The 21982-nt window shown below is 72.7% G+C and carries 21 protein-coding genes; 9 read left to right on the top strand and 12 right to left on the bottom strand.

Annotation, left to right across the window (positions count from 1 at the left end; translation table 11 throughout):
* Window positions 1-95: 95 nt before the first annotated feature.
* Window positions 96-1217, bottom strand: coding sequence for an FAD-dependent monooxygenase (locus ACN28G_RS02710; protein ID WP_421478319.1), 1122 nt, complete (start codon window positions 1215-1217; stop codon window positions 96-98).
* Window positions 1218-1497: 280 nt separating this feature from the next.
* Between ACN28G_RS02710 and ACN28G_RS02705 the strand changes: the two genes are divergently transcribed.
* Window positions 1498-2625: a GH12 family glycosyl hydrolase domain-containing protein gene (locus ACN28G_RS02705; RefSeq protein WP_091435105.1), complete on the top strand. Its 1128-nt coding sequence runs from the start codon at window positions 1498-1500 to the stop codon at window positions 2623-2625.
* A 60-nt stretch (window positions 2626-2685) separates the two neighbouring features.
* Here the strand turns inward: ACN28G_RS02705 and ACN28G_RS02700 are convergent, their stop codons facing one another.
* The 5 genes from ACN28G_RS02700 to ACN28G_RS02680 all read right to left on the bottom strand — a co-directional run bounded on the left by ACN28G_RS02700 (window position 2686) and on the right by ACN28G_RS02680 (window position 7435).
* Window positions 2686-3471: an aldo/keto reductase gene (locus tag ACN28G_RS02700; protein ID WP_421478318.1), complete on the bottom strand. Its 786-nt coding sequence runs from the start codon at window positions 3469-3471 to the stop codon at window positions 2686-2688.
* Window positions 3472-3530: 59 nt separating this feature from the next.
* Entirely contained in the window at window positions 3531-5315 is a 1785-nt protein-coding gene (locus ACN28G_RS02695; protein ID WP_421478317.1) for a glycoside hydrolase family 15 protein, read from the bottom strand.
* A 39-nt stretch (window positions 5316-5354) separates the two neighbouring features.
* Window positions 5355-5747: a cupin domain-containing protein gene (locus ACN28G_RS02690; protein ID WP_091435099.1), complete on the bottom strand. Its 393-nt coding sequence runs from the start codon at window positions 5745-5747 to the stop codon at window positions 5355-5357.
* A gap of 210 nt (window positions 5748-5957) precedes the next feature.
* Window positions 5958-6839 carry a hypothetical protein gene (locus ACN28G_RS02685; protein ID WP_421478316.1) on the bottom strand — a complete coding sequence of 294 codons (882 nt, stop codon included), beginning with the start codon at window positions 6837-6839 and terminating at the stop codon, window positions 5958-5960.
* 53 nt (window positions 6840-6892) lie between these two features.
* On the bottom strand, window positions 6893-7435 hold the full coding sequence (locus ACN28G_RS02680; RefSeq protein ID WP_421478315.1) for a septum formation initiator: 543 nt from the start codon (window positions 7433-7435) through the stop codon (window positions 6893-6895).
* A gap of 102 nt (window positions 7436-7537) precedes the next feature.
* On the opposite strand from ACN28G_RS02680, the gene ACN28G_RS02675 reads away from it, so the two are divergent.
* The 3 genes from ACN28G_RS02675 (at window position 7538) to ACN28G_RS02665 (ending at window position 10195) form a co-directional block, all read left to right on the top strand.
* Entirely contained in the window at window positions 7538-8233 is a 696-nt protein-coding gene (locus tag ACN28G_RS02675) for a response regulator transcription factor (RefSeq protein ID WP_091435092.1), read from the top strand.
* On the top strand, window positions 8230-9546 hold the full coding sequence (locus tag ACN28G_RS02670) for a sensor histidine kinase (protein WP_421478314.1): 1317 nt from the start codon (window positions 8230-8232) through the stop codon (window positions 9544-9546). The genes ACN28G_RS02675 and ACN28G_RS02670 overlap by 4 nt, the downstream gene beginning before the upstream one ends.
* A gap of 91 nt (window positions 9547-9637) precedes the next feature.
* Window positions 9638-10195 carry a PepSY domain-containing protein gene (locus ACN28G_RS02665; RefSeq protein WP_421478313.1) on the top strand — a complete coding sequence of 186 codons (558 nt, stop codon included), beginning with the start codon at window positions 9638-9640 and terminating at the stop codon, window positions 10193-10195.
* Between the two features lie 81 nt (window positions 10196-10276).
* Here ACN28G_RS02665 and ACN28G_RS02660 read toward each other — a convergent pair whose 3' ends face one another.
* Together ACN28G_RS02660 and ACN28G_RS02655 are read right to left on the bottom strand one after the other, a co-directional pair.
* Window positions 10277-11164 (bottom strand): sulfotransferase domain-containing protein, encoded by an 888-nt coding sequence (locus tag ACN28G_RS02660; protein WP_421478312.1) that lies wholly within the window; start codon window positions 11162-11164, stop codon window positions 10277-10279.
* Window positions 11165-11327: 163 nt separating this feature from the next.
* Window positions 11328-11609 carry an adhesin gene (locus tag ACN28G_RS02655; RefSeq protein WP_091435081.1) on the bottom strand — a complete coding sequence of 94 codons (282 nt, stop codon included), beginning with the start codon at window positions 11607-11609 and terminating at the stop codon, window positions 11328-11330.
* A gap of 171 nt (window positions 11610-11780) precedes the next feature.
* On the opposite strand from ACN28G_RS02655, the gene ACN28G_RS02650 reads away from it, so the two are divergent.
* The gene (locus tag ACN28G_RS02650; RefSeq protein ID WP_091435079.1) at window positions 11781-12491 is read left to right on the top strand and encodes an MIP/aquaporin family protein; all 711 of its coding nucleotides are present in this window, start codon (window positions 11781-11783) and stop codon (window positions 12489-12491) included.
* Between the two features lie 24 nt (window positions 12492-12515).
* Here the strand turns inward: ACN28G_RS02650 and ACN28G_RS02645 are convergent, their stop codons facing one another.
* Window positions 12516-12821: a hypothetical protein gene (locus ACN28G_RS02645; RefSeq protein WP_091446035.1), complete on the bottom strand. Its 306-nt coding sequence runs from the start codon at window positions 12819-12821 to the stop codon at window positions 12516-12518.
* A gap of 128 nt (window positions 12822-12949) precedes the next feature.
* Entirely contained in the window at window positions 12950-13741 is a 792-nt protein-coding gene (locus ACN28G_RS02640) for a hypothetical protein (protein WP_421478311.1), read from the bottom strand.
* A gap of 553 nt (window positions 13742-14294) precedes the next feature.
* Between ACN28G_RS02640 and ACN28G_RS02635 the strand changes: the two genes are divergently transcribed.
* Entirely contained in the window at window positions 14295-17075 is a 2781-nt protein-coding gene (locus ACN28G_RS02635; protein ID WP_421478310.1) for a hypothetical protein, read from the top strand.
* 25 nt (window positions 17076-17100) lie between these two features.
* Here ACN28G_RS02635 and ACN28G_RS02630 read toward each other — a convergent pair whose 3' ends face one another.
* Window positions 17101-17709 carry a pentapeptide repeat-containing protein gene (locus ACN28G_RS02630; RefSeq protein ID WP_091435075.1) on the bottom strand — a complete coding sequence of 203 codons (609 nt, stop codon included), beginning with the start codon at window positions 17707-17709 and terminating at the stop codon, window positions 17101-17103.
* Window positions 17710-17792: 83 nt separating this feature from the next.
* Between ACN28G_RS02630 and ACN28G_RS02625 the strand changes: the two genes are divergently transcribed.
* The 3 genes from ACN28G_RS02625 to ACN28G_RS02615 all read left to right on the top strand — a co-directional run bounded on the left by ACN28G_RS02625 (window position 17793) and on the right by ACN28G_RS02615 (window position 21329).
* Complete coding sequence (locus ACN28G_RS02625; RefSeq protein WP_421478309.1) at window positions 17793-19025, top strand: serine hydrolase domain-containing protein; 1233 nt, start codon at window positions 17793-17795, stop codon at window positions 19023-19025.
* A gap of 109 nt (window positions 19026-19134) precedes the next feature.
* Window positions 19135-19776 (top strand): NAD(P)-dependent oxidoreductase, encoded by a 642-nt coding sequence (locus ACN28G_RS02620; protein ID WP_421478308.1) that lies wholly within the window; start codon window positions 19135-19137, stop codon window positions 19774-19776.
* A gap of 125 nt (window positions 19777-19901) precedes the next feature.
* Window positions 19902-21329 carry a M28 family peptidase gene (locus tag ACN28G_RS02615; RefSeq protein ID WP_421478307.1) on the top strand — a complete coding sequence of 476 codons (1428 nt, stop codon included), beginning with the start codon at window positions 19902-19904 and terminating at the stop codon, window positions 21327-21329.
* A gap of 136 nt (window positions 21330-21465) precedes the next feature.
* Here ACN28G_RS02615 and ACN28G_RS02610 read toward each other — a convergent pair whose 3' ends face one another.
* Window positions 21466-21930, bottom strand: a complete 465-nt coding sequence (locus ACN28G_RS02610; protein WP_421478306.1) for a PPOX class F420-dependent oxidoreductase — start codon at window positions 21928-21930, stop codon at window positions 21466-21468.
* Window positions 21931-21982 lie beyond the last annotated feature (52 nt).

The following is a 21982-nucleotide window of genomic DNA, read 5'->3' as shown; positions in this document are numbered from 1 at the left end:
GATCTGCGAGCCGTCATCCGCATGGAGGATAGTCCCCAGCAGGTCGGAACAGCCGGTCGGGGGGCGGGCCACGACACGGCGCGCGCCGGCACCGGTCACAGCGGGTCCACCAGCAGTCGGTAGTGCTCGCCGAAGATCCGCCCGCCGCGACCGCGGAGCAGCGGATCCCGCAGCGCCGGCGAGACGTCGCGGGTCCGGTTACGGTCCCGGGTCCGGTCCCGCACCCACCGGGTACGCGGCCGACGTCGGCTCTCGTACCGGGCCAGGGCCGCCTCGACGCCACCGGCGGTGGCCGACGCGGTGCCGGAGAGCGACTCGGCGAGCACCACGGCGTCCTCCAGGGCCATCGCCGCGCCCTGGGACAGGGTCGGCGCGGTGGCGTGCGCGGCGTCGCCGACCAGCACCACCCGGCCGTGTGACCAGCGGCCCAGGTCCACCTCGTCGGTACGCTCCGCGCACACCTCGTCGAGGGCGTCGAGCAACTTCGGCACCGGCGAGCCGTAGGGCTCGAAGAGCTCCCGCAGCCGGGCCCCGGGGTCGGCCGGCAGTTCGGTGCCGGCCTCGTCGGCGTAGCAGTACAGCCGCCCGCCCCCGATCGGCATCACCAGGAAGCTGGCCCGCTGGCCGAGCAGGGCGGTCCACTCGGTGATCCGGGGGCCACCCCGGACCACACCCCGGTAGACCACCTGACCGGCCGGCCGGGCCGGACCGCCCAGGGCGGCGATGGACCGGATCGACGAGCCCGACCCGTCCGCGCCGATCAGCAGGTCGTACTCGGCGGTGCCGCCGTCGGTGAAGGTGACCCCGACCCCGTCGGGCAGCAGTTCGATCCCGCCGACCTCGACGCCGTACCGGACCTCACCGCCGGCACCGGTGAGCAGCACCCGGTGCAGCTCGGCGCGGGGCAGGGCGCGGCACTCGCCCACCCCGGCCCAGAGGGCACCGAGGTGCACCTCACAGAGCGGGTCGCCGGCGACGTCGAGGAACCGTTGCCGGTGGATGAGCTGCCCGAGCGGACGTACCGGACCGTCCAGGCCGAGGCGACGCAGCGCGCGGGCCGCGTTGCCCGGCAGGTAGAGGCCGCTGTCGGCGTACCCGGCAGGCGGCAGCTTCTCGGTGACGTCGGGTCGTAGGCCCACCATCCGCAGCGCCCGGGCCACGGCAAGGCCGGCGATGCCCGCGCCGACGATGAGGATGCGCAGGGGGAAACCACCCATCGTGGGGTACGCCTCCGGGGGGTGGGACGCGTCGGAGGCAAGACACTACTCGGTGCGATCGACGCACACCAGGGCCGGTTTCCCGGCGAGTCGCCGAGGAGTGAATGCGTCGATTCCGCCCGATCCCACCTGACGACCGGCCGGGGCGGCCGAGGCATGCGCTTTCCCCTGCCGACCGGTTGCGCAGTAGTTTCAGACATGTAAATGTGACGATGAATTTGGGAGCGCTCCCGCGCGTACCCCGGGCCGGCATCCCCACCACGAAGGACCAAGGAGCACCATGAGACGGACCCTGCGGGCACTTGCCGCCATCGGCCTGACCGCCGCCGGCACGATCGTCGCCGTCGCCCTCGGCGGCAGCGCGTCGGCCGACACCCAGATCTGTGAGCAGTTCGGCTCCACCGTGATCCAGAACCGGTACGTGGTGCAGAACAACCGCTGGGGCACCACCGCCCAGCAGTGCATCAACGTCACCGACCGCGGCTTCTCGATCACCACCCAGAACGGCAGCAGCCCGACCAACGGGGCGCCCACCGCGTACCCGTCGGTCTTCCTGGGCTGCCACTACACCAACTGCTCCCCCGGCACCAACCTGCCGATGCAGGTAAGCCAGATCAGCAGCGCCAACAGCAGCATCAACTACCGGTACGTCAGCGGGGCCACCTACAACGCCTCGTACGACATCTGGCTCGACCCCAGCCCCAAGCGGGACGGGGTGAACCAGATGGAGATCATGATCTGGCTCAACCGGCAGGGCTCGATCCAGCCGATCGGCTCCCCGGTCGGCAACGCCACCATCGACGGGCGCAACTGGGAGGTCTGGCGGGGCAACAACGGCGGCAACAACGTCATCTCGTACGTCGCCCCGTCGGCGATCAGCAGCGCCAACCTCAACCTGCTGGCCTTCATCAACGACACCCGCAACCGGGGTGCGATCACCAACAGTTGGTACCTGACCAGCATCCAGGCCGGTTTCGAGCCGTGGCAGGGCGGCGCCGGTCTGGCCGTCAACGACTTCTCGGCAAGCGTCAACGGCGGCGGCAACAACCCCAACCCGACCACCGGACCCACCAACCCGCCGGGCGGCTCGGCGGGCTGCGCGGTGAAGTACACCGCCAGCTCGTGGAACAACGGCTTCACCGCCGACGTGCAGATCACCAACAACGGCACCAGCACCATCAACGGTTGGACCCTGACCTACCCGCTGCCCTCGGGACAGCAGGTGAGCAACGCCTGGAACGCCACGGTGAGCCAGAGCGGGTCCACGGTGACCGCCCGCAACATCAGCCACAACGGCACGATCGCGCCGGGCGGCACCGCCAGCTTCGGCTACCAGGGGACGCTGAGCGGGGCGTACTCGTCCCCGACCAGTTTCTCGCTCAACGGCACGGCCTGCTCGCGGTCCTGACCCGCGGCGGCACGACAGGCGGGCGTGGCCTTCCGGCCACGCCCGCCGCACCGTGCTCGGTCAGCCGCCCAGCGCGTCGATCTCGCCCATCTCCTGCGCGGTCAGCGAGAACGAGAAGATGTCGGCGTTGGCGCGGATCCGCTCCGGGGTCACCGACTTCGGAATGACCACGATCTCGTGGTCGAGGTGCCAGCGGAGCACCACCTGGGCCGGCGACACGTCGTGCGCGGCGGCGATCCGCACCAGCACCGGATCGGCCAGGTCGGTGGACTTGAACGGGCTGTACCCCTCCAGCACGACGCCCCGCTCCCGGTGCTCGGCGTGCCGCCGCGCGTCGTACAACGACGGGCTCCAGCGGATCTGGTTGACCGCCGGGGTCTGGCCGGTGGCCTCGGTCAGCTCGTCGAGCCCGGCGGTGTCGTAGTTGCTCACCCCGACCGCCCGGGTCAGACCGTCGTCGCGGGCGGCCAGCAGCTCCCGCCAGACCGGCACGCTGCCGTCGGCTCCCGACGGTGGCCAGTGGATCAGCCAGAGGTCGACGTGGGACAGGCCGAGGGCGCGCAGGCTCGCCTCGATGGTCTCCCGTTCCCGGCCGACCCGCTCCGGCGGCAGCTTGGTGGTGACGAAGACGTCCTCCCGCGCCAGCCCGCTGTCCCGGACCGCCCGGCCCACCTCCTGCTCGTTGCCGTACATGGTGGCGGTGTCGACGTGCCGGTAGCCGGCGTCGAGGGCGGCCCGCACCGCGTCGTAGCCGGCCTGGCCGGTGGCCTGCCAGGTGCCGAAGCCGAGCAGGGGCATCCGTACGTCGCCGGCGAGGGCGACGGTGGGCTGGTCGAGAGAGGTCATGCCGGACTTCTACCCTCGATCGCCAGGTCCATCCCCACCCGGTGCGCCACCGACGGTCCTCAGGCCGTCCCCGGCTCGGTCAGCCGCCACGCCGCGCTGATCAGACCGATGTGGGACAGCGCCTGCGGGGTGTTGCCGAGCTGCGCGCCGGTGACCGGGTCGACCTGCTCACTGAGCAGACCGACGTCGTTGACGTGGGTGACCGCCCGCTCGAACAACGCCCGCCCCCGCTCCGGCTCCCCGGCCAGCACCAGGCACTCGACCAGCCAGAAGGAGCAGACCAGGAACCCGGCCGGATCGGTGGGCCAGCGCCGGACCAGCCCGTCGCCGGCACCCAGCTCCCGCTCCACCGCCGCGATCGTGGCCCGCATCCGCGGATCGTCGGCGGGCAGGAAACCCACCAACGGCAACAGCAGGGCCGAGGCGTCCAGGTCCATCGAGCCGAACCACCCGGTGTACGCGCCGACCCGGTCGTGGAAACCCTCCCGCAGCACGGTCGCCCGGATCTCGTCGCGGATCGCCGCCCAGCGCACCGGGTCGGCCCGCCCGCCCAACCGGGGTGCCAGCCGCACCGCCCGGTCCAACGCCACCCAGCAGAAGACCTTCGACGACAGGTGGTGCCGCGGCGCACCCCGGGTCTCCCACATCCCCTGGTCCGGCAGCCGCCAGGTCGCGGCCACCTGCTCGGCCAGCCCGACGACCATCTCCCGCAGCTCGGTGTCGAAGGTCTCGCCAAGGTAGTCGTGGAACCGCCACACCGCCAGGACGACCTCACCGGGCACGTCCAACTGCCGCTGCCGCCAGGCGGCGTTGCCGATGCGCACCGGTCGGCTGTCGGCGTACCCGCGCAGGTGCCCGCAGTCGTACTCGGTGAGGTCACGCTCGCCCTCCAGCCCGAAGAGCACCGGCACCGGGCCGGCACCGACCCGGCCGATGGAACGGGCCGCCCAGGCGAAGAGGCGGTCCGCCTCCTCGGGACAGGCCGCCACCCAGAACGCCCGCATCGTGCCCGCGAAGTCACGCAGCCAGCAGTAGCGGTAGTCGTAGTTGAGGTCCCCGCCGATCCGCTCCGGCAGCGAGGTGGTCGACGCCGCGGCGACCGCGCCGCTGGGGGCGTACGTCAGGCCGGTCAGCACCGTGGCGCTGTGCCGGACCAGGTCGGCGTAGTGGCCGTCGTACCGGTGGGTCTCCCGGAAGGCCTCCCAGGCGGCCGTGGTGTCGGCCAGCGCCGCCACCGGATCGAGCCTGGTCGGGGGCGGGCCGTAGGTCGGGGCGTACGCCAGGTCGAAGGCGACCACCTCGCCCGCCGCGACGGTGAAGTCCTGCCGGATCCGGTCGCCGGTCACCCGCAGCGGGCCGGCACCGCCGCGCAGCGCCAGGGTGACCGGACCGGCGGCGGCCAGCACCGATCCGTCCGGCTGCTCGTGCAGGTACGGGGTGAGCAGCCCGTACTCCGGTCGGGGCGCGAGATCCAGCCGCATCGGGACCCGACCGGCCAGTCCCTCGACGACCCGCAGCAGCACCGCCGGGGAGTTGCGGCCCAACTCGTGCCCCCGGGCACCCGGCTCGGCGGCCAACGCGTCGGTGACCGCCACCCGGCCCTGCGTGGTGTGGTGGACGGTACGCAGCACCAGCGTGCCGGGGCGGTACGCCCGCTCGACCCGGCTGGCGACCGTCGGCGCGAGCCGCCAGTGCCCGGCGTCGGCGTCCAGGAGCCGGCTGAGGACCGCAGGCCCGTCGAACCGGCCGGGGCACCACCAGTCGACCGAGCCGTCCCGGCTGACCAGGGCCCCCGACCGGCAGTCGGAGAGGAACCCGTAGTCGGCGATCGGCGGCTGCTGCACCCGCCCCGGGTACCCAGCCCCGGGGCGGGTTCACCCGCTTCAGGAGGTGGGCGGCTCGTCCTCGCCGGCCTCCTCGGCCTTGTCGGCCTCCTCCTTGGTCCGGTGCACCGCCTGGTCGGCGTGCTCCGGCGGGCCGTACACGGTGTAGAGGACCAGCGGGTTCGGCCCGGTGTTGACGAAGTTGTGCTTGGTGCCGGCCGGCACCACCACCAGGTCGCCCTGGGCGACCTCCTTCTTCGCCCGGCCCACCCTGGCCTCGCCGGTGCCGCTGACGAAGGTCAGGATCTGGTCGATGCCCTCGTGGACCTCCTCGCCGATCTCCCCACCCGGGGGGATCGTCATGATCACCAGCTGGGTCTTCTCCCCGGTCCAGAGCACCCGCCGGAAGTCCGGGCTCTTCTCGGCGACGGTCGCGATAGTGAAATGTTCCATGCCGCGCTCATACCCGCTTCAGAACCGGTCCACGCCGGGAATCGCAGATGGTGGAAGGTCGCGTGGATTCGGGGTTTGAATCCGCACGGAGCGGGGATCGAGACTGCCGACCGGCATCACGGTGCCGGTCGAGCCAGGTCCCCGCCGACGTACCGCCGTTGGGCTGCGCAGGTGGGAGACGGCCGGAGCGCGGCGACGTTACGACCCGGGTCACGAGCCAGGTCTAACGCCGCCGTGCGCCCGTTTCCGGGCCAGGACGACCCGCCGGCAACCGACCAGGAGCGCCGCCGCCGCGACCAGCTGAGCGAACGACAGCACCGCCGGAGGCACAGCAAGCGAGGTGAACTCGGGCATCAGGGACAACAGCGAGCCGTGCTCGGGCATCAGGAACACCTCCTCCGGCCCGTCCCCACCGCCGCTGCGGCCACGTCGGCCCACCTGCCACGCACCGCCCAGCAGGGTGAGGGCGAGCAGCGCCGTGCCCACCGCCAGGGTGCGCGCCCCGACCCGCACCAGGATGGTCAGGCCCAGCCCCAGGAGCACCCCGGCCAGCAGCACCGGCGGCAGGGCCGTGCCGAGGAAACCACCCACCGTCCAGTTCTCCCACGCGGACCACCGGTAGGTCAGGTCGTAGTAGCAACCGGCCACGAACCCCCCGGCGAGCACCGCCGCGAGAATCCGGTCCACCCGGTTCGGCGAACCATCGTGAGCCCCGGACAGCGCGCGGACCAGGACCGCCACGGCGACGCAGCCGACCACACCGGGCACCAGGAACCACCACCGCTCGGCCCAGGCCGGCTGCAACGGGCCGAGCGGCGTGTACCCGACGAAGCCGTACCCACCGGCCTCGCCGTTCCACTCGGCCACGAAGTGACGCAGGTAGGCGACGGCCGCCGGGACGGCCAGGCCCAGCGGCACGGCCAGCAGCGCCAGCCGCACCGGCCAGCTCGCCGAAGCACCCGCCACCAGCGCCACCCCGGCCAGGGCGACCCAGGCGAGCACCTCGGCCGAGGGCAGCAGCGGCGACGTGGTGAGCACGCCGACCAGGTGGACGGCCGACAGCACGCCGGCGACGAGAAGAAGGACTGTCAACCAGTGACGGGAACGCATCGCAGGAGAGTGCCACAGTGGACCGACATCGGCGGTCAGTCGTCGTCGGGGGCGACCACCGGCTCGCTGCCGGCGCAGCGCAGGGTCAGTTCGTGTTCTCCGTCGGGGCCGCTGAAGGTCACCTCGACGTCGTCGTCCGGCCCCTGCTCGACGTCGCTTACCCGGTAGCCCTGGGCCGGGGCCCAGGAGACCAGCCGTACCTCGCCGGCGCGGCACTCGGCGACCGCCGAGCCGCCGGTCACCGAAAAGACCCGACGAATGCCGGCGGGGGTCACCGACGGTGCGGGGGTGGCCGTGGCCGGTTCGCCCGGCCCTGCGGTGCCCGGCCCTGCGGTGCCCGGTGCTGCGGTGGTGCCCGGTCCTGCGGTGGTGCCCGGTGCGGTGGTGCCCGGCGGAACGGCCGGGGCGGACGGCGGCGGGGAGGCCAGTGACCGCTCGATCTGCTCCTGGCTGAGCACCCCGCCCGGGGTACCGGTGATGCCCTCACCTACCAGCCGGATCGCGCCCAGCCCGATGCCGGTGGCCACGACGGCGGTCGCCAGCCACCCGAGTACGGCGAGGAGAGTGCGACGGCGCATGCACCGACTATCCCCGACGCGAGGTTGCCGCCGGGCTGGCCCGGGGATAAGAGAGGGTTAAGGACGGCGGTCCGGGCCGCTCGGCCGGCTAGCCTGCCACCTGTGGCCCGCCTGCTGCTCGTCGAGGACGACCTGACCATCCGTACCCCGCTGGTCCGCGCGTTACGGGAACGCGGCCACGCGGTGGCCGCCACCTCCACCGCCATGGACGGGCTGCGCTCGGCCCTCGACGACCGGCCCGACCTGGTCGTGCTCGACCTCGGCCTGCCCGACCTGGACGGCCGGGAGCTGCTACGGATGCTGCGGGCGGTCAGCGCGGTACCGGTGATCGTGGCCACTGCCCGGGACGACGAGACGGAGATCGTCCGGGTGCTCGACGCGGGCGCCGACGACTACCTGGTGAAGCCGTTCACCGCCGCCCAGCTCGACGCCCGGGTACGGGCGGTGCTGCGCCGGGGCCCGGCCGCCGCCGACACCGAGGACCCGACCATCGCGCTCGGCGGGCTGCGCATCGACCCCCGCTCCCGGCAGGTGACCCTGGACGGCGCCGTCGTCGAGCTGACCCCGCGCGAGTTCGACCTCCTGCACCACCTGGCCGGCCGACCCGGTCAGGTGGTCACCAAGCGGGAGCTGCTGACCGAGGTCTGGCAGATCCCGTACGGCGGCGCGGACAAGACCGTCGACGTCCACCTGTCCTGGTTGCGGCGCAAACTCGGCGAGAACGCCCAGCAGCCGCGCTACCTGCACACCGTCCGGGGCGTCGGGGTGCGGCTGGCCGACCCGGAGGCGGACCGGTGAGGGGCCGGCTGGCCCTGCTGGCGGCGGCGGTGAGCGTCCTGGTGCTGGCTGCCTTCCTGGTGCCGCTGGCCCTGCTGGTGCGCGACGTCACCGCCGACCGGGCGACGGTCCGGGCCACCGCCGACGCGCAGGGGCTGGTGACGGTGGTCGGTACGGCCGACACCGACACCATCCGGTTGACCGTGGAGCAGCTCGTCGCCGAGTCCGGCCGGGCGGTAAGCGTCTTCCTGCCCGACGGTACGGTCCTCGGTGCGCCCGCGCCGCGTACCCCGGCGGTGGCCCTGGCCGCTCGGGGGCAGAGCCTCACCGCGGAGTTCGACGGTGGTCGCGAGGTGGTCATCGCGGTGCAGGGCCGGCCGGACGGCACCGGCGTCATCCGGACCGTTGTGCCCGCCGGTGAGCTGACCGCCGGCGTGACCCGGTCCTGGCTGGTGCTCGCCCTGCTGGGGTCGGTGCTGGTGCTGGTCGCGCTGGCCGTCGCCGACCGGCTGGCCCGTACCCTGGTGCGCTCGATCACCGACCTGTCCACGGTGTCGCACCGGCTGGCCAACGCCGAACTCGACGCCCGGGTGGCCCCGGCCGGGCCGGCCGAGCTGCGCGAGGTGGCCGGGGCGCTCAACCATCTGGCCGGCCGGATCCAGGTGCTGCTGCGCGAGGAACGCGAGCAGGTCGCCGACCTGTCGCACCGGTTGCGTACCCCGCTCACCGCGTTGCGCCTGGAGGCCGAGTCGCTGCGTGACCCGCAGGACACCGCCCGGGTCACCGCCGCCGTCGACGGCCTGGAACGGGCGGTCACCGGCCTGATCCGGCAGGCCCGCTGGCGTACCCCGACCGCCGAGGTGGCGGCCTGCGACGCGGCGGCGGTGGTGGCCGACCGGGTGGCCTTCTGGTCGGTGCTGGCCGAGGACACCGGCCGCGCGGTCACCCTGGACCTGGCCGAGGGGCCACTGCCGGTGGGAGTGCCCGCCGACGAGCTGGCGGCGGCGGTGGACGCGCTGCTCGGCAACGTCTTCGCGCACACCCCGGACGGCACCCCGTTCACGGTGCGGCTCAGCTCCACGCCGGGCCAGGTGCTGCTGACCGTCGCCGACGAGGGGCCGGGGATGCCGGCCGGCACCGTGCGCCGGGGGGCCAGCCACGGCGGCTCGACCGGTCTCGGCCTGGACATCGTCCGGCAGGCAGCCCAGGCCAGCGGTGGATCGCTGGAGGTGGGCAACGCCCGGCCCGACGGTGGGGCCCGGGTGGTGCTGCGACTCGGCCCGCCTCGCGACGCCGCCGACGCACCCCCGACGGGCGACCCCGGCCGGTCTTAACCCGGCCTTAGCAGTCGGACAGCGCGCCGCTATCCGCCCGGGACGGATCCTTTCTCCAGCAACCGAGGAAAGGATCGACACGATGAAGCGCATGGCTCTGGTACTGGCCGCGGTCGGCGGAACGGCCGTGCTGACGGTCACCGGCGTGGCCCTCGGCGGGATCGCCGCCGGTGAGACGCAGCGGACCACCGGCACCACCCTGGTCGCCGCCCCCACCCCGGACGACGCGACGACCGCCCCGGCCGCCCCGGCCGACCCCACGACCGTCCCGGCCGACCCCACGTCGGCCCCGGCCGTCCCGCCGACCGGCGGCAGCGCCGACCCGACCGCCACCACCCCGGCACCCACGGGTACCGGCTCGACCGGCGCGCCCGCCGGGGCCGCCGAGATCAGCCGCGAGCGGGCCGGCGAGATCGCCCTGGCCGCCGCCGGCGGGGGCCGGATCACCGAGACCGAGTCCGAGCGGGAGAACGGCCGCCCGGTCTGGAGCGTGGAGATCGTCAACGGCGACACCGAGCACGAGATCGACGTGGACCGGGAGAACGGCTCGGTGGTCAAGGCCGAGAAGGAGCCGGTCGACGACGACCGGGACCACGACCGGGACGACGATCGGGACGACGATGACGACGACGACCGGGACGACGACTGATCAGTCTTCCCCTGCCGGAGGGCCCCACCGCGACCGCGGTGGGGCCCTCCGTCGGTCAACCGTCCGCGCCGCCGTGGCGGTTCAGCGGTGCAGCCAGGCAGTCAGGTCCGGCGGTGCGAGGCCCGCGACCCGGGCCCGGTAGCGGGCGAGGGCGGCGTCGTCGAGCAGGGCCTGCCCCTGGCCGGACCCACCGTGCCGGAAGAAGGCGTCCCGGCTCCTGAGTACCCCGACCGGGTCCGGGGCGAGCCGGTCGGCCCGCTCGCGCATCCGGGTGAAGGTCGCCGCCTCGACCAGCGCGGGCCACTGCTCGTCGGGTACGACGAGGCCCAGCCGGTCGGCCAGCCGGCGCATCTGCCCGGGCAGGTCGGCCAGCAGGTCGGCGTAGTGCACCAGGACCACGTTGGGCTGGCCGCGCCGTTGCCAGGCGTCGCCGAGATGCCACAGCACCCCGGGCAGCGAGTCCAACTCGGTACGGGGATCTGGCTGTCGGTCGATCCACTCCGCCAACCAGTCGCCGACCGGTGTGGCGGCGCGCGGCGGCCCGGCCGGTGCCGGTTCCCCCGTCAGCTCGCGCAGCCGCTGCCGGTTCAGGTTGCCCGTCTGGTGGTACAGCGAGACCGCCAGGTCGAGCGGGTGCCGGCCGACCACCACGTAGGTCACCCGGGGATCGAGCGGCAACCCGTCCAGTGGGGTGTGGGTCTTGACGAACCGCCGGTGCCGCTGCGCGGCCAGCCGGGCGAAGACCTCCCCGGTCGGCTCGACCAGCCAGTCCAGCCAGGGCGAGAGCCGCGACAACGGTGCCGGCAACTCCGGGGTACGCAGCACCAGCAGCGCGCAGATCATCTGCAGCCAGGTCGTCCCGCTCTTGGAACGGGTGCTGATCACGATGTCGCCGTCCCGGAACGGGAAGTCGAGCCATCGGGCGCTGTCCTCGTCCGGCGAGCGGTAGCGGAAGGGCGCGGCAGACATCCGGCGATGCTACGGCGAGCGGGTGGCGACAGCACAGCGATTTCGGCCCGGCGCGGTGGGTGACCCAGCCTCGCCTGGCTCAGGGCCGGGTGGGCCGACCCGGCCGGTCAGGTCCGGTCCGGCCGGCCCACCCGACCCGGGCGAGCGTTGCGGAAAGAGGCGGTCAGCCGCGCTCGGCGAAGCCGAACTGCACCACGCCGTCGTCGTCCACGACGGCGTCGACCGAGGTGTCGTTGAGCAGCTCGGCGGCGTCGGAGTCGAGGAAGATCCGGGCACCGGAGCTGTCCACCACCTGGTCACCCCGCACCGGCTCCGGCACCAGCTCGATGGTGAGCGACCCGGCCTCGGCGTCGGCGGCGATCCGCAGTCCACCGTCCGCACTGACGTCCTGCTGGGCGGCGAGGTCACGGATCACGAGCACGGCGTTGTCGGTCATGGTCAGCATGTGGAGACTCCTCATGGCTTCTCGGGTCGGTCACGTACCCAGGCCGGTACAGCGGCCCGCGCACGGGTCTTACCCCGGCGAGTCGGCCTTATCCATGCAAAGCAGACCAGGGCCACCGCATCTAACGGCCATTTGCCACATTTAGCCGCGATATGTTCATAAGCTGAGGGCATGGACGATGCCCGACGGTACGTCGCCGAGTTCATCGGCACCCTGCTGCTGGTCTTCTTCGGGGTCGGCAGCGCGATAGCGGCCCGGGTACAGGGCGGCGTGGTGGTGGTCGCCCTCGCCTTCGGGTTCATCATTCTCGCGCTGGTCTACACGATCGGGCCGCTCTCCGGCAGTCACGTCAACCCGGCGGTCACCCTCGGAGTGCTGCTCTCCGGCAAGATCTCCGCGATCGGGGCGGTGGCCTACTGGATCGCCCAGTTCGCCGGGGCCACGGTGGCCGCGTTCTTCCTCTGGGGGTTGACCCGGTGGGGCGGGGTGGTGGACCAGACCGGGGCACTCGGCACCACCGGGTACGGCGCGAGCATCAACCGGGGCGGCGCGATGCTGCTGGAGGTCGTCCTGACCTTCCTGTTCGTGCTGGTCGTCCTGGTGGTGACCAGCAGGGCGGAGCACGCCGGCTTCGCCGGCCTGGCGATCGGCCTGGCCCTCGCCGCGGTCAACCTGGTAGGCATCACCCTGGACGGCGCGTCGGTGAACCCGGCCCGGTCCTTCGGGCCAGCGGTCTTCGAAGGTGGCACGGCGCTGCGGCAGCTCTGGCTGTTCATCGTCTTCCCGCTGCTCGGCGGGGCGCTGGCCGCCCTGGTGGCGCCGCTTGTCATCCACCGCAACCCGCACCACTGGGGCGGACCGGAGAAGCCGGCTCGGTCCTGACCCACCGTCGGCCCGCCCGCCGCCTCAGGCGCCGGGCGGCAGGGCGGGCGGCACCGGCGCGGCCGGGTCACCCCGCTCGATCAGGGCGTCGATCGCCGCCGGGGGCAGTCCGCGCAGCGCCAGCACCCGCCGCCCCCACCGGTGCAACCGGCACGGAAAGGGATTGGCGTCGTTGCGGCAGACCGTCCCGCCCGACCAGCGCCGCGGCGCGTGCACCACCACCGCCCGGACGGCGAACTGCGCGTCCTCACCCGTGACGTACGGCGGTAACGGGATCTCCCGCAGGACATCACCGGCGGGCTGGGCGGAACGGACGGCACTGCGACTCATCAGGGGTTCCTCCACAGAGGATGGTCGAATCGGACCAACCGAAAGTACGCCTATGCGTACCCGCAGTGACGGACAAACTGTCCCGACCAGTCCGGCCCGGCACCCCGGCGGGGGTGCCCGGCGGCAGCTCAGCGCAGGGCTGCCGCCTGGAGGCTGACGCTGCCGCACTCGGGGTTGAACGCGCGTTCGGCGACCCAGGAGAGCGTCAGCCGCTGCCCGGCCGGCGCCCGGAACCGGACGTCGAACGCGGCGGTGTGCTCGGTGTGCGGATCCTCGAAGGCGACGGTGGCGGTGGTGCCGTCGGCCAGCCGGGCCGCCAGCTGACCCCGCGCCATCCACACCCCGACGAAGAGCCGCACGGTACGGACCTCGCCGTCGCCCGCCACGGCGAGGGTGAACCCGTTACCGGCCCCGCAGGTGTGCACCCCGTTGGACGTGCCGCTCTGGTCGGCCATCTCGGCCCCGTCCCGCCAGACGAACCGCTCCGGGTTGGTGTCGTGCCCCGCGCGGTCACCCCGACCACCGGCGTCGACCAGGGACGGCGGCACCGCCCGCTTGCGTACCGTGGACTCCGCGCCGCGCGCCCCCCAGTGGATCCAGTCCCGCGCCCCGGCGTCGGTCAGGTCGACGATGGCCGGCACCTCCACCCGGGAGATCGCCAACACCGGTTTCTGCGCCGCGGGCGCGACGGCGGCGCTCGCGGGAGCGCTGGGGGTGGCGCTGGGCGTCGGGTCCGGGGCGGGCCGGGCCCGGGGGTTCAGGCCGGGTGAGACCACGGCGGGCTCGACGGCGGCGGGTCGGCCGGCGGAGGCCGGGCGTTCCACCCCGAGCGCGTCCTCGGGGCCCGCCGGCCGGGTCTCCGGCTCCGGGCCCGCCTCCCGACCGAGGTACGCGACCAGCCCGACCAGGCACACCACCACGGTCAGCCCCTCGACCGCCCACAGCCGACGCTGCCGACTCCGAGCCGTCCGCCGCTCGGCGCTCCGGGTCGACCGGGACGTGGACCGGCGGGCACCACCTGTCGATGGAGCCGCCCGCCGTCCGGCACCCCCGGTCGGTTGAACCGCCCGCCGTCCGGCACCCCCGGTCGACCTGGTCCGGCCCTGGTCCGTCTCCGCCAACCCGACCTCCACTCACCGCCAGTTGCGTCCCGGCCAATCTGGAACAGCCTGCCCGGAGTGTGTGCGCTCCCACGTTTTCATCGGATCGACCCAGACGCCAGAGGAAACCGAACGATTTTGTCACTGATCGGTCATCGGTTCGTCGTCGGGGGCCGCGAAACCAGGAAGCGCGTCGGCCACTTTCACGTCCCGCCAGGCCGGCTGCCGATAGCTTGAAACCGCAGCTCAGAAGCGTTTTTACAGCGAGCCGGGAGGGGGCATGTCGAACCCGTACCGACGATCGGTCTGCGCGCTGGACCGGCCGGCTTCCTGGGACGAGCGCTCTCCCCAGCGGCCCGTGCAAGGGGCTACCGTGCCGGCTCAACTGCCGTTGCCCCAGGTCGCGGAGTCAGGCACCCTCGCCGTGCTCCTCTCGCTGGCCCTGTTTGTTGGCCTCACCACCCTCGGCCGCACGCGGATGCTGCCGGTTCCGGATCAGACCCGGTGGTGGCAGCCGGGCGGCGTGGTCGCGGAGAGTCTGCTGCGCGGCGCGGCGGGCACGCTCTTCGGTGGCGGCACCCCGTCCTGGCAGCGGCTCGGGTTGGCCCTGCTCGCCCTGTTCTGCTTCCTCGCCTGGCGGCGGTACGCCCGGAACATGATGGTGTACCGGCCCGGCCCGATCGACGTACGGGAGTTCGAGATCGGCTTCCTGCCCGGCGAGGAGCCCGACCGGGCCGGCCGCACCCGCGACGCGGTGGGCGGCGCTGCGGCCGACGGTGGTGACGCGGCGGTGGACGGTAGCTGTGAGGCCCTCAGGGGACGGGGGACCTACCTGCGGAGCCGGTTCTGCCGGCAGCTCGCCGAGACCGGGGTGTACCCGCCGTACGCCGGACCGGCCAACCCGCCACCGCAGGGCTTCTTCGACGTGCTCGCCGACAACCAGAACCAGTCCAACCTGCCGATCTTCGTCACCACCAGCCTCGCCCGCCTCTGGCCGACCCGGGGCTTCCAGGTCAAGGGGACCCTGCAGGTCCGCCGGCAGGAGCCCCGTTACGGCCTGTCGGTCACGGTCACCTCGTTCGCCGGGCCCGGCGGCAACGCCAGCGCGACCACCACCGAGTGGGGCAGGAGCTGGGAGGACGCCACCTGCCGGGCCGCGTACTGGGCGATGGCGAAGATTCTGCCGGCGACCCGGTTGGCCGACACCGCTCCGTGGCGTAGCTGGCGTGGGCGGGACATGCCGGCGGAGCTCTTCGAGACCTACAGCGAGGCCAAGAAGCGGCACGACGACCGGAAGCTGGACGAGGCACTCTTCTTCTACCGGGAGGCGCTGCGGCTCGACCCGTTCAACATCGACATCCGGCTGATGGTGGCCAGCGTGCAGGAGGACATGGGCCTCTTCCTCGACGCCCTGCAGACCTACCAGGGCGCGCTGGCCGTCGTCGAGCTGGACGGCAGGTACACCGGTGCGCTGTGGAGCCGCAAGCGGGACCGCTGGCGGCACTGGATGCGCTACACCTGGTCGACCGTGCGCCTGGTGCGCCGGCATCCCGAGTGGTTGAAGCTGCGCTTCCAGTACGCCCGGGCCCTCGGCTTCTCCGAACGGGTGGTGACCGAACTCTTCTCGACCGAGCCGATCGGTACCCGGCGGTGGCTCGTCCGGGACCAGGCCCGGCAACGGCTCTGTGCCGCGCTGGCCGAGCGGTACTGGCCGGCGGTGCTCTCCTGCGCCAACCCGCCCGACCACGACCAGGCCAAGAGCGAGGTCCGGCAACGACTCAGCACCCCCGAGGGTGCCCGGCTGCTGCTGCGGCTCGCCGCCTGGCAGGAGTTCCAACGGCTCTACGAGGACCTGCCGGTTGCCCTGTTGGTACCCGGCGCCGGTCGGGACGCAACCCGGCGACAGGTCCGGCTGATGCGCGACGTCTGGATCCCGCTGAGAGTGGCGGAGTCGCTGAGGAACGATCGCGGCGCGGCGGCGGTGCAGGCCATCGCCCGGGACCAACTGGACGCCGTCGGTTGCCTCAGCACCTGGTGGATCGGATGGCGACGGCTACGCGCCCGGCAGGGCCTGGCGGTCGGCTGGCCGACCGACCCCGACCTGCTGGAGCAGGCGGTACGCCGCGCCCAGCGGCGGTGGAATCCGCTGGTCCGGCTCCGCTATCTCGACTACTACGGGGCGGCGGTGTGTTACGCCCACGCTCTCTGCGGCCACCCCAAGTGGACCTACCGACGGTCGGATCAGGAACGCGGTATCTGCCTACCGGAAACCCAGCCGGGTGCGGAGGCCGAGGCGTTGACCTTCCTGGCGGTGCAGAACCTGCGGGCCAGCCTGATCGGCACGCAGAGCGGGACGGCCGGGCGGCTGGCCGTGCAGTCCGACACCGAGTCCGGGGTCGCCTCCCGGCTACGCACCTGGATCGCCAGCAGCGACCCGGACCTGGAGCGGCTGCGCAACGAGCCGCAGTTCCGCTTCTTCCAACAGGACGTCTACCAGCCGATGAAGCCGATCACTCTGCTCCCGGAGGACGTCACCGAGGTACGGATCGTCGCGTACACGAAGAAACTGCTCTGTGAAGGGGCCCGCCTGCTGGAACGCAAGTGGCACCAACGACGCTTCGACGGCCCGCCGACGTTCCTGCACGAGGTGCTGGGCTGGATCCGGGTGGATGCCGAGACCTGGACGGTGGTGGCGGAGCTGGTGCAGGACCGGGCCCGGTTCTGGGAACACCGGGCCCGGTTTTCCCGCGCGGTCACCGAGGCGGTCGAGCTGATCCGCACCGCCGACCACCATTTCCCGCCCCCGGTGCCGCCCTACGAGGACCTGGTGCTGCCCAGGGTGGAACGGATCCCCGACGACGAGCCGGATCCCACCCGGAAGGTCGACCGACTGGTCCGGGAATGGGTCGAACAGATCGACTACCGGCTGAAGGTGCTGGGTTCCCTGCTGGCCGAGTCGGCGATCCGGGTGTCTGACGCCAGTGACAAGTTGACCCGCACCGCGGACGTCGAGGACCGACGCTTCGAGCCGAAGTACTTCGCCGCGCTCTGCATGGAACGCGCCCAGTTGTGGCAGCAGGTGATCGAGATCCTGGACGGCACCGACCTGGCGATCGAAAGCATCGTGCCGGAGGAGGAGCAGACCGAACCCTGAACCCGTACCCGTTCGGGGCGGCTGCTCAGCGGAGCTCGAAGCCGAGGGCCTGGGCCAACAGCACCGCCTGGTTCACGTCGATGAGCGCGCCGGCCCGGCGTACCGTCGTCGGGTCGAGGCCGGTCAGGTCGCTGCCGCGCAGGTCCGCCCCGGTGAGCTGGCTGCCCTGCAGCTGGGCGGCGGAGAGGTCGACCCGGGTGACGGTGGCGCCGGTCAGGTCCGCGCCGGTCAGGTCGACCTCGCGCATCCGTACCCCGGTGAGGGTCACCCCGCGCAGGTCCGCCCGGGGCAGGGCGACGAAGGACCAGTCCCCGCCGTCGACCCGCAACGGCCGCAGGTCGCACTGCTCGAAGGTGCTGCCGACCAGTTTGCAGCCGGTGAACTCGGCCTCGAACAGGTTGCACCGGACGAAGGCGCAGCGGGTGAAGGCCGAGTCGGTGTGCCGGGAGGCGTTGAACCGTACCGCCCCGAAGACGCACTCGGTGAAGGTCGCGCCCCGGGTGACCGCCTCGGTCAGGTCGACCGAGTGGAACTCGCAGCGGGTGAAGTGCCGGTCCACCAGCTCCTCGGCGTACCAGTCGTCGTGCCGGAAGGTGACCCCCTCGGTCGGGCCCTCCCCGGATGGTTGCGGCATCCGCCGAGCCTAGCCAGGCCCACCGACACCGGTGGCGCGCAGGACACTTCCGGGTCGGACGTACCGGCTAGTAGGTTCGACAGGTGAGCGTGACACGGACGACCGACCCGGACCTGATCGGCTTCGACCCCGCCCGGCTGGCGCGGATCGACGAGCACTTCGGCAGGTACGTCGACGACGGGCGGCTCCCCGGCTGGCAGATCGTGGTCACCCGGCGCGGCGAGATCGCGCACAGCTCGACGTACGGGATGCGCGACGTCGAGGCGGGTGCGCCGGTGGGCGCGGACACCCTCTGGCGGATCTACTCGATGACCAAGCCGATCACCTCGGTGGCGGCGATGATGCTCTGGGAGTCCGGCCGGTTCGAGCTGACCGACGAGATCAGCCGCTGGCTGCCCGAGTTCGCCGACATGCGGGTCTACTCCAAGGGGTCGGTGCTCAAGCCGTACACGGTGCCGGCGACCGAGCCGATCCGGGTCTGGCACCTGCTCACCCACACCGCCGGGCTGACGTACGGCTTCATGCAGACCTCGGTGGTCGACGGCCTGTACCGGGCGGCCGGCTACGACCTGCTGCCGCCGCCCGGGGTCGACCTGGCCGGGGCCTGCGCCGTGTTCGGCGAGTTCCCGCTGCTCTTCCAGCCCGGTACGGCCTGGGGCTACTCGGTCGCCACCGACGTGCTCGGCCGGCTGGTCGAGGTGGTCTCCGGGCAGAGCCTCGACGCGTTCTTCACCGACCGGATCTTCGGCCCGCTGGGCATGACCGACACCCACTGGTGGGTCCAGGAGTCCGACGCCGAACGGCTGGCCGCGCTCTACGTACCGGATCCGGCCACCGGTCGGGCGGTGCGCCACGAGCGGTTCGGCGCGGCGGTCCGGCAGCAGCCGGTGCTGCTCTCCGGCGGTGCCGGCCTGGTCAGCACCGCCGCCGACTACCACCGCTTCACCCAGCTGCTGCTGCGCGGCGGCGAGCTGGACGGGGTACGCCTGCTCGGGCCGCGCACGGTCCGCTTCATGACCCGCAACCACCTGCCGGGCGGGCGGGACCTGGCCGCGCTCTCCGTCGGCGGTTTCGCCGAGAGCAACTTCGAGGGGGTCGGCTTCGGGCTCGGATTCGCCGTCCTGGAGGACCCGGTACGCAGCCTGCTGCCCAGCAGTGCCGGCGAGTACCACTGGGGCGGGGTGGCCAGCACGGCGTTCCTCGTCGACCCGGCCGAGGAGCTCACCGCGCTGCTCTTCACCCAGCTGATGCCCTCCAGCACCTGGCCGCTCCGCGCCCAACTGCGGCAACTGATCTACTCCGCCCTGATCGACTGAGCCGGTGCTGTTCCGGCCCGGTCGACTGAGCCGGTGACCTTCCGGCCTGATCGACTGAGCCGGCGGCGTTCCGGCGACGACCGGCGTGGTGGCTCCCTAGCCTGAGGGCATGAGCGACATCGTGGTGTTCGGTGCCGGTGGCACCGCCGGGTCGAGGATCACCGCCGAGGCGGTCCGCCGGGGGCACCGGGTCACCGCCGCGGTACGCCGCCCGGAGGCCGTCTCCTACCTGCCGGCCGGGGTACGGGTGGTCACCGGTGACGCCACCAGCGCGCGCAGCGTACGCGAACTTGCGCCGGAGGCCGACGTGCTGGTGGTGGCGGTCGGCGGCGGGGAACGAGGGTTGTGGTTGGACGCCGCCCGGACGCTTGTCGAGGTGCTCCGTGAGCTGCCGGATCCGCCGCGGATCATCCATGTCGGAGGCGGGTCGACCCTGCTCGACCCGGACGGGCGGCGGTTCCTCGACGATCCGGAGTTTCCCGACGAGTACCGCGAGTCGGCGCGGGGTCAGGCCGACGCGCTGGACTTCTACCGGGCCGGTGCCGACGGGGTGAGCTGGACCTACGTCTCGCCGCCGCCGTTGGAGTTCCACCCCGGCGCGCGCACCGGTCGTTACCGGACCGGCACCGACCAGCCGGTGGTCGACGCCGCGGGTCGCTCGGTGCTCAGCTACGAGGATCTGGCGGTGGCGATCCTCGACGAGATCGAGAAACCCGCCTTCACCAACCGGCGTTTCACCGCCGCGTACTGAGCTGACCTGCGAAACTGACTCACAACCGATCTTGAGAAGGGAGCATAGGCGAGATAGGTTCGGTCGCATGTGACCCGGGCCACCGCATGACGGTGCCGGGTCCAGCCCCCGAACCAGGAGGACCCTTGACCACACCGGACGGTCAGCTCAGCACCTCTTCCCCCGCCCCCCTCAACCGCCGCCGCGTACTGGCCGTCGCCCTCGGTGGCGCCGCCGCCACCGTCGCGCTGCCGCTGCCCGCCTGGGCCACCGACGACCAGCGCCCCGGTGCGGTGAACCTGCCCACCCTGACCCCGGAGGACCGTCGGATCGTCCGGCAGGCCTCGGCGAATCGGGCGGTCAACGACCTCTTCACGCTCAGCGAGAAGATCGGTCCCCGGATCGGTGGGACCGCCTCGGAGCGGAGGGCCGCCGACTTCATCGCCCGCACCCTCGACCGGATGGGCTACGACACGACCCTCCAGCCGTTCCCGGTGGCGGACAAGTTCCTTGCCGAGCTGAGCTCCCCCACCCGCCTGCCCTGGGACCTCTGCTGGCAGGCCGGGGCCTCCCCGCAGGCGGCCCTGGACACCAAGGCCCGGGGCCAGGTCATCGACGTCGGCGCGGGCGCACCGGAGAACTACCCGGCCGACGCCGCCGGGCGGATCGTCCTCGTCGACTACGTCGCCGCCCAGCGGGAGCAGCTGGTGGCCACCGCCGTCGCCAAGGGAGCCGCAGCCGTGGTCTTCCTGCCCGCCGACGCGGTCGCCCCTCGCCGGGCCTCGGCCTTCTCCCCCACCCTGCCCGGCTCGGCCAGCACGCCGGTGCCGATTCCGGTGGTCGGCGTCGCCCAGGCGCAGAAGCACCGGCTCCGCGAGCTGGTCGCCGCCCAGCGGCTGGTCCTGGTGATCAACACCACCGCGCACCGGAACCTGATCTCGAACAACGTGATCGGCGAGCGGGTCGGCTCCTCCGGCGCGAACGGTCCGGTGGTGATGGTCTGCGCCCACTACGACACGGTCATCGGCGCGCCCGGTGCCAACGACGACGGCTCCGGCACGGTCCTGGCGCTGGAGCTGGCCCGGGTGCTCAAGAACGTGCCGCTGGAGGCGACCATCCGGTTCGCCCTCTGGGGCTCCGAGGAGCAGGGCCTGATCGGCTCCCGGTACTACGTCCGGCAGCTGCCGCAGACCGAGCGGGACCGCTTCCTGGCGGTCTACAACAACGACATGGTCGCCACCAGCTGGGACCCGGCCACCCGGTACTGGCTGCTCTCCTTCGACGGGCAGGACAACCGGGCCACCAGCGAGGTCACCGCGGCGGCGAACCGGCTCGGCTACGTGCCGCAGATCTCGCCGGTCACCCAGCGGGGCTCCAGCGACCACCAGTCCTTCCAGGAGGTCGGCATCGCCAGCGCCAACTTCTCCTGGCGGGGTGAGGAGTCGCCGGCGCTGCTGGAGCCGCCGTACCACAGCCCGGAGGACACCATCGAGAAGAACATCAGCCTGGAGCGCCTGCAGGTCTCCCTGGAGCTGATCGGCGCCGCCACCTTCGCCACCGCCAAACCCGCCTGACCGGTGTAAGGAAGGGCCCCCTGTTAACGCTTTCTGTATAGCAGGGGGCCCCTCCAAACACCCCGGACCGCGGGGACCGCCGCGCCGCGATCGGAAAGCGCCGCGACCGCGCGGGGGTGCCGCTCGCGCCGCGGACTCAGTCGGCGAGCCGGGCCGGGAAACCGCCGGTGGCGATCGGCCCCCACCCGTCGATGCTCACCCGGATCAGCGACTTGCCCTGCCGGACCATGGCCCGCCGGTACTCGTCCCAGTCCGGGTGCTCGCCGGAGATCGACCGGAAGTACTCCACCAGCGGTTCGAGGGCCTCCGGCAGGTCGAGCACCTCGGCGGTACCGTCGAGCTGCACCCACGGGCCGTCCCAGTCGTCGGAGAGCACGCAGACCGAGACCCGCGGGTCGCGACGGACGTTGCGGACCTTGGCCCGCTCCGGGTAGGTGGAGATCACCAGCCGCCCCTCGGCGTCGACCCCGGCCGACACCGGTGAGGACTGCGGCCGTCCGTCGGCGCGGGTGGTCATCAGCACCACCCGGTGCCGGGTACGGACGAACTCGACAAGCGTTTCCCGGTCCGCTCGGACGTTGGTTGCGATGCGGCGTGCCATCCCACATTCCTACCAGCGCTGATCAGCCCGCCACGCACCACCGCCGAAGCGG

Origin of the sequence: Micromonospora sp. WMMA1923 (assembly GCF_049179195.1) — a bacterium.
Classification (GTDB): Bacteria; Actinomycetota; Actinomycetes; order Mycobacteriales; family Micromonosporaceae; genus Micromonospora; species Micromonospora yangpuensis.
The sequence above is the reverse complement of the archived record's forward strand: the minus strand, read 5'-3'. Positions and strand labels throughout refer to the sequence as shown.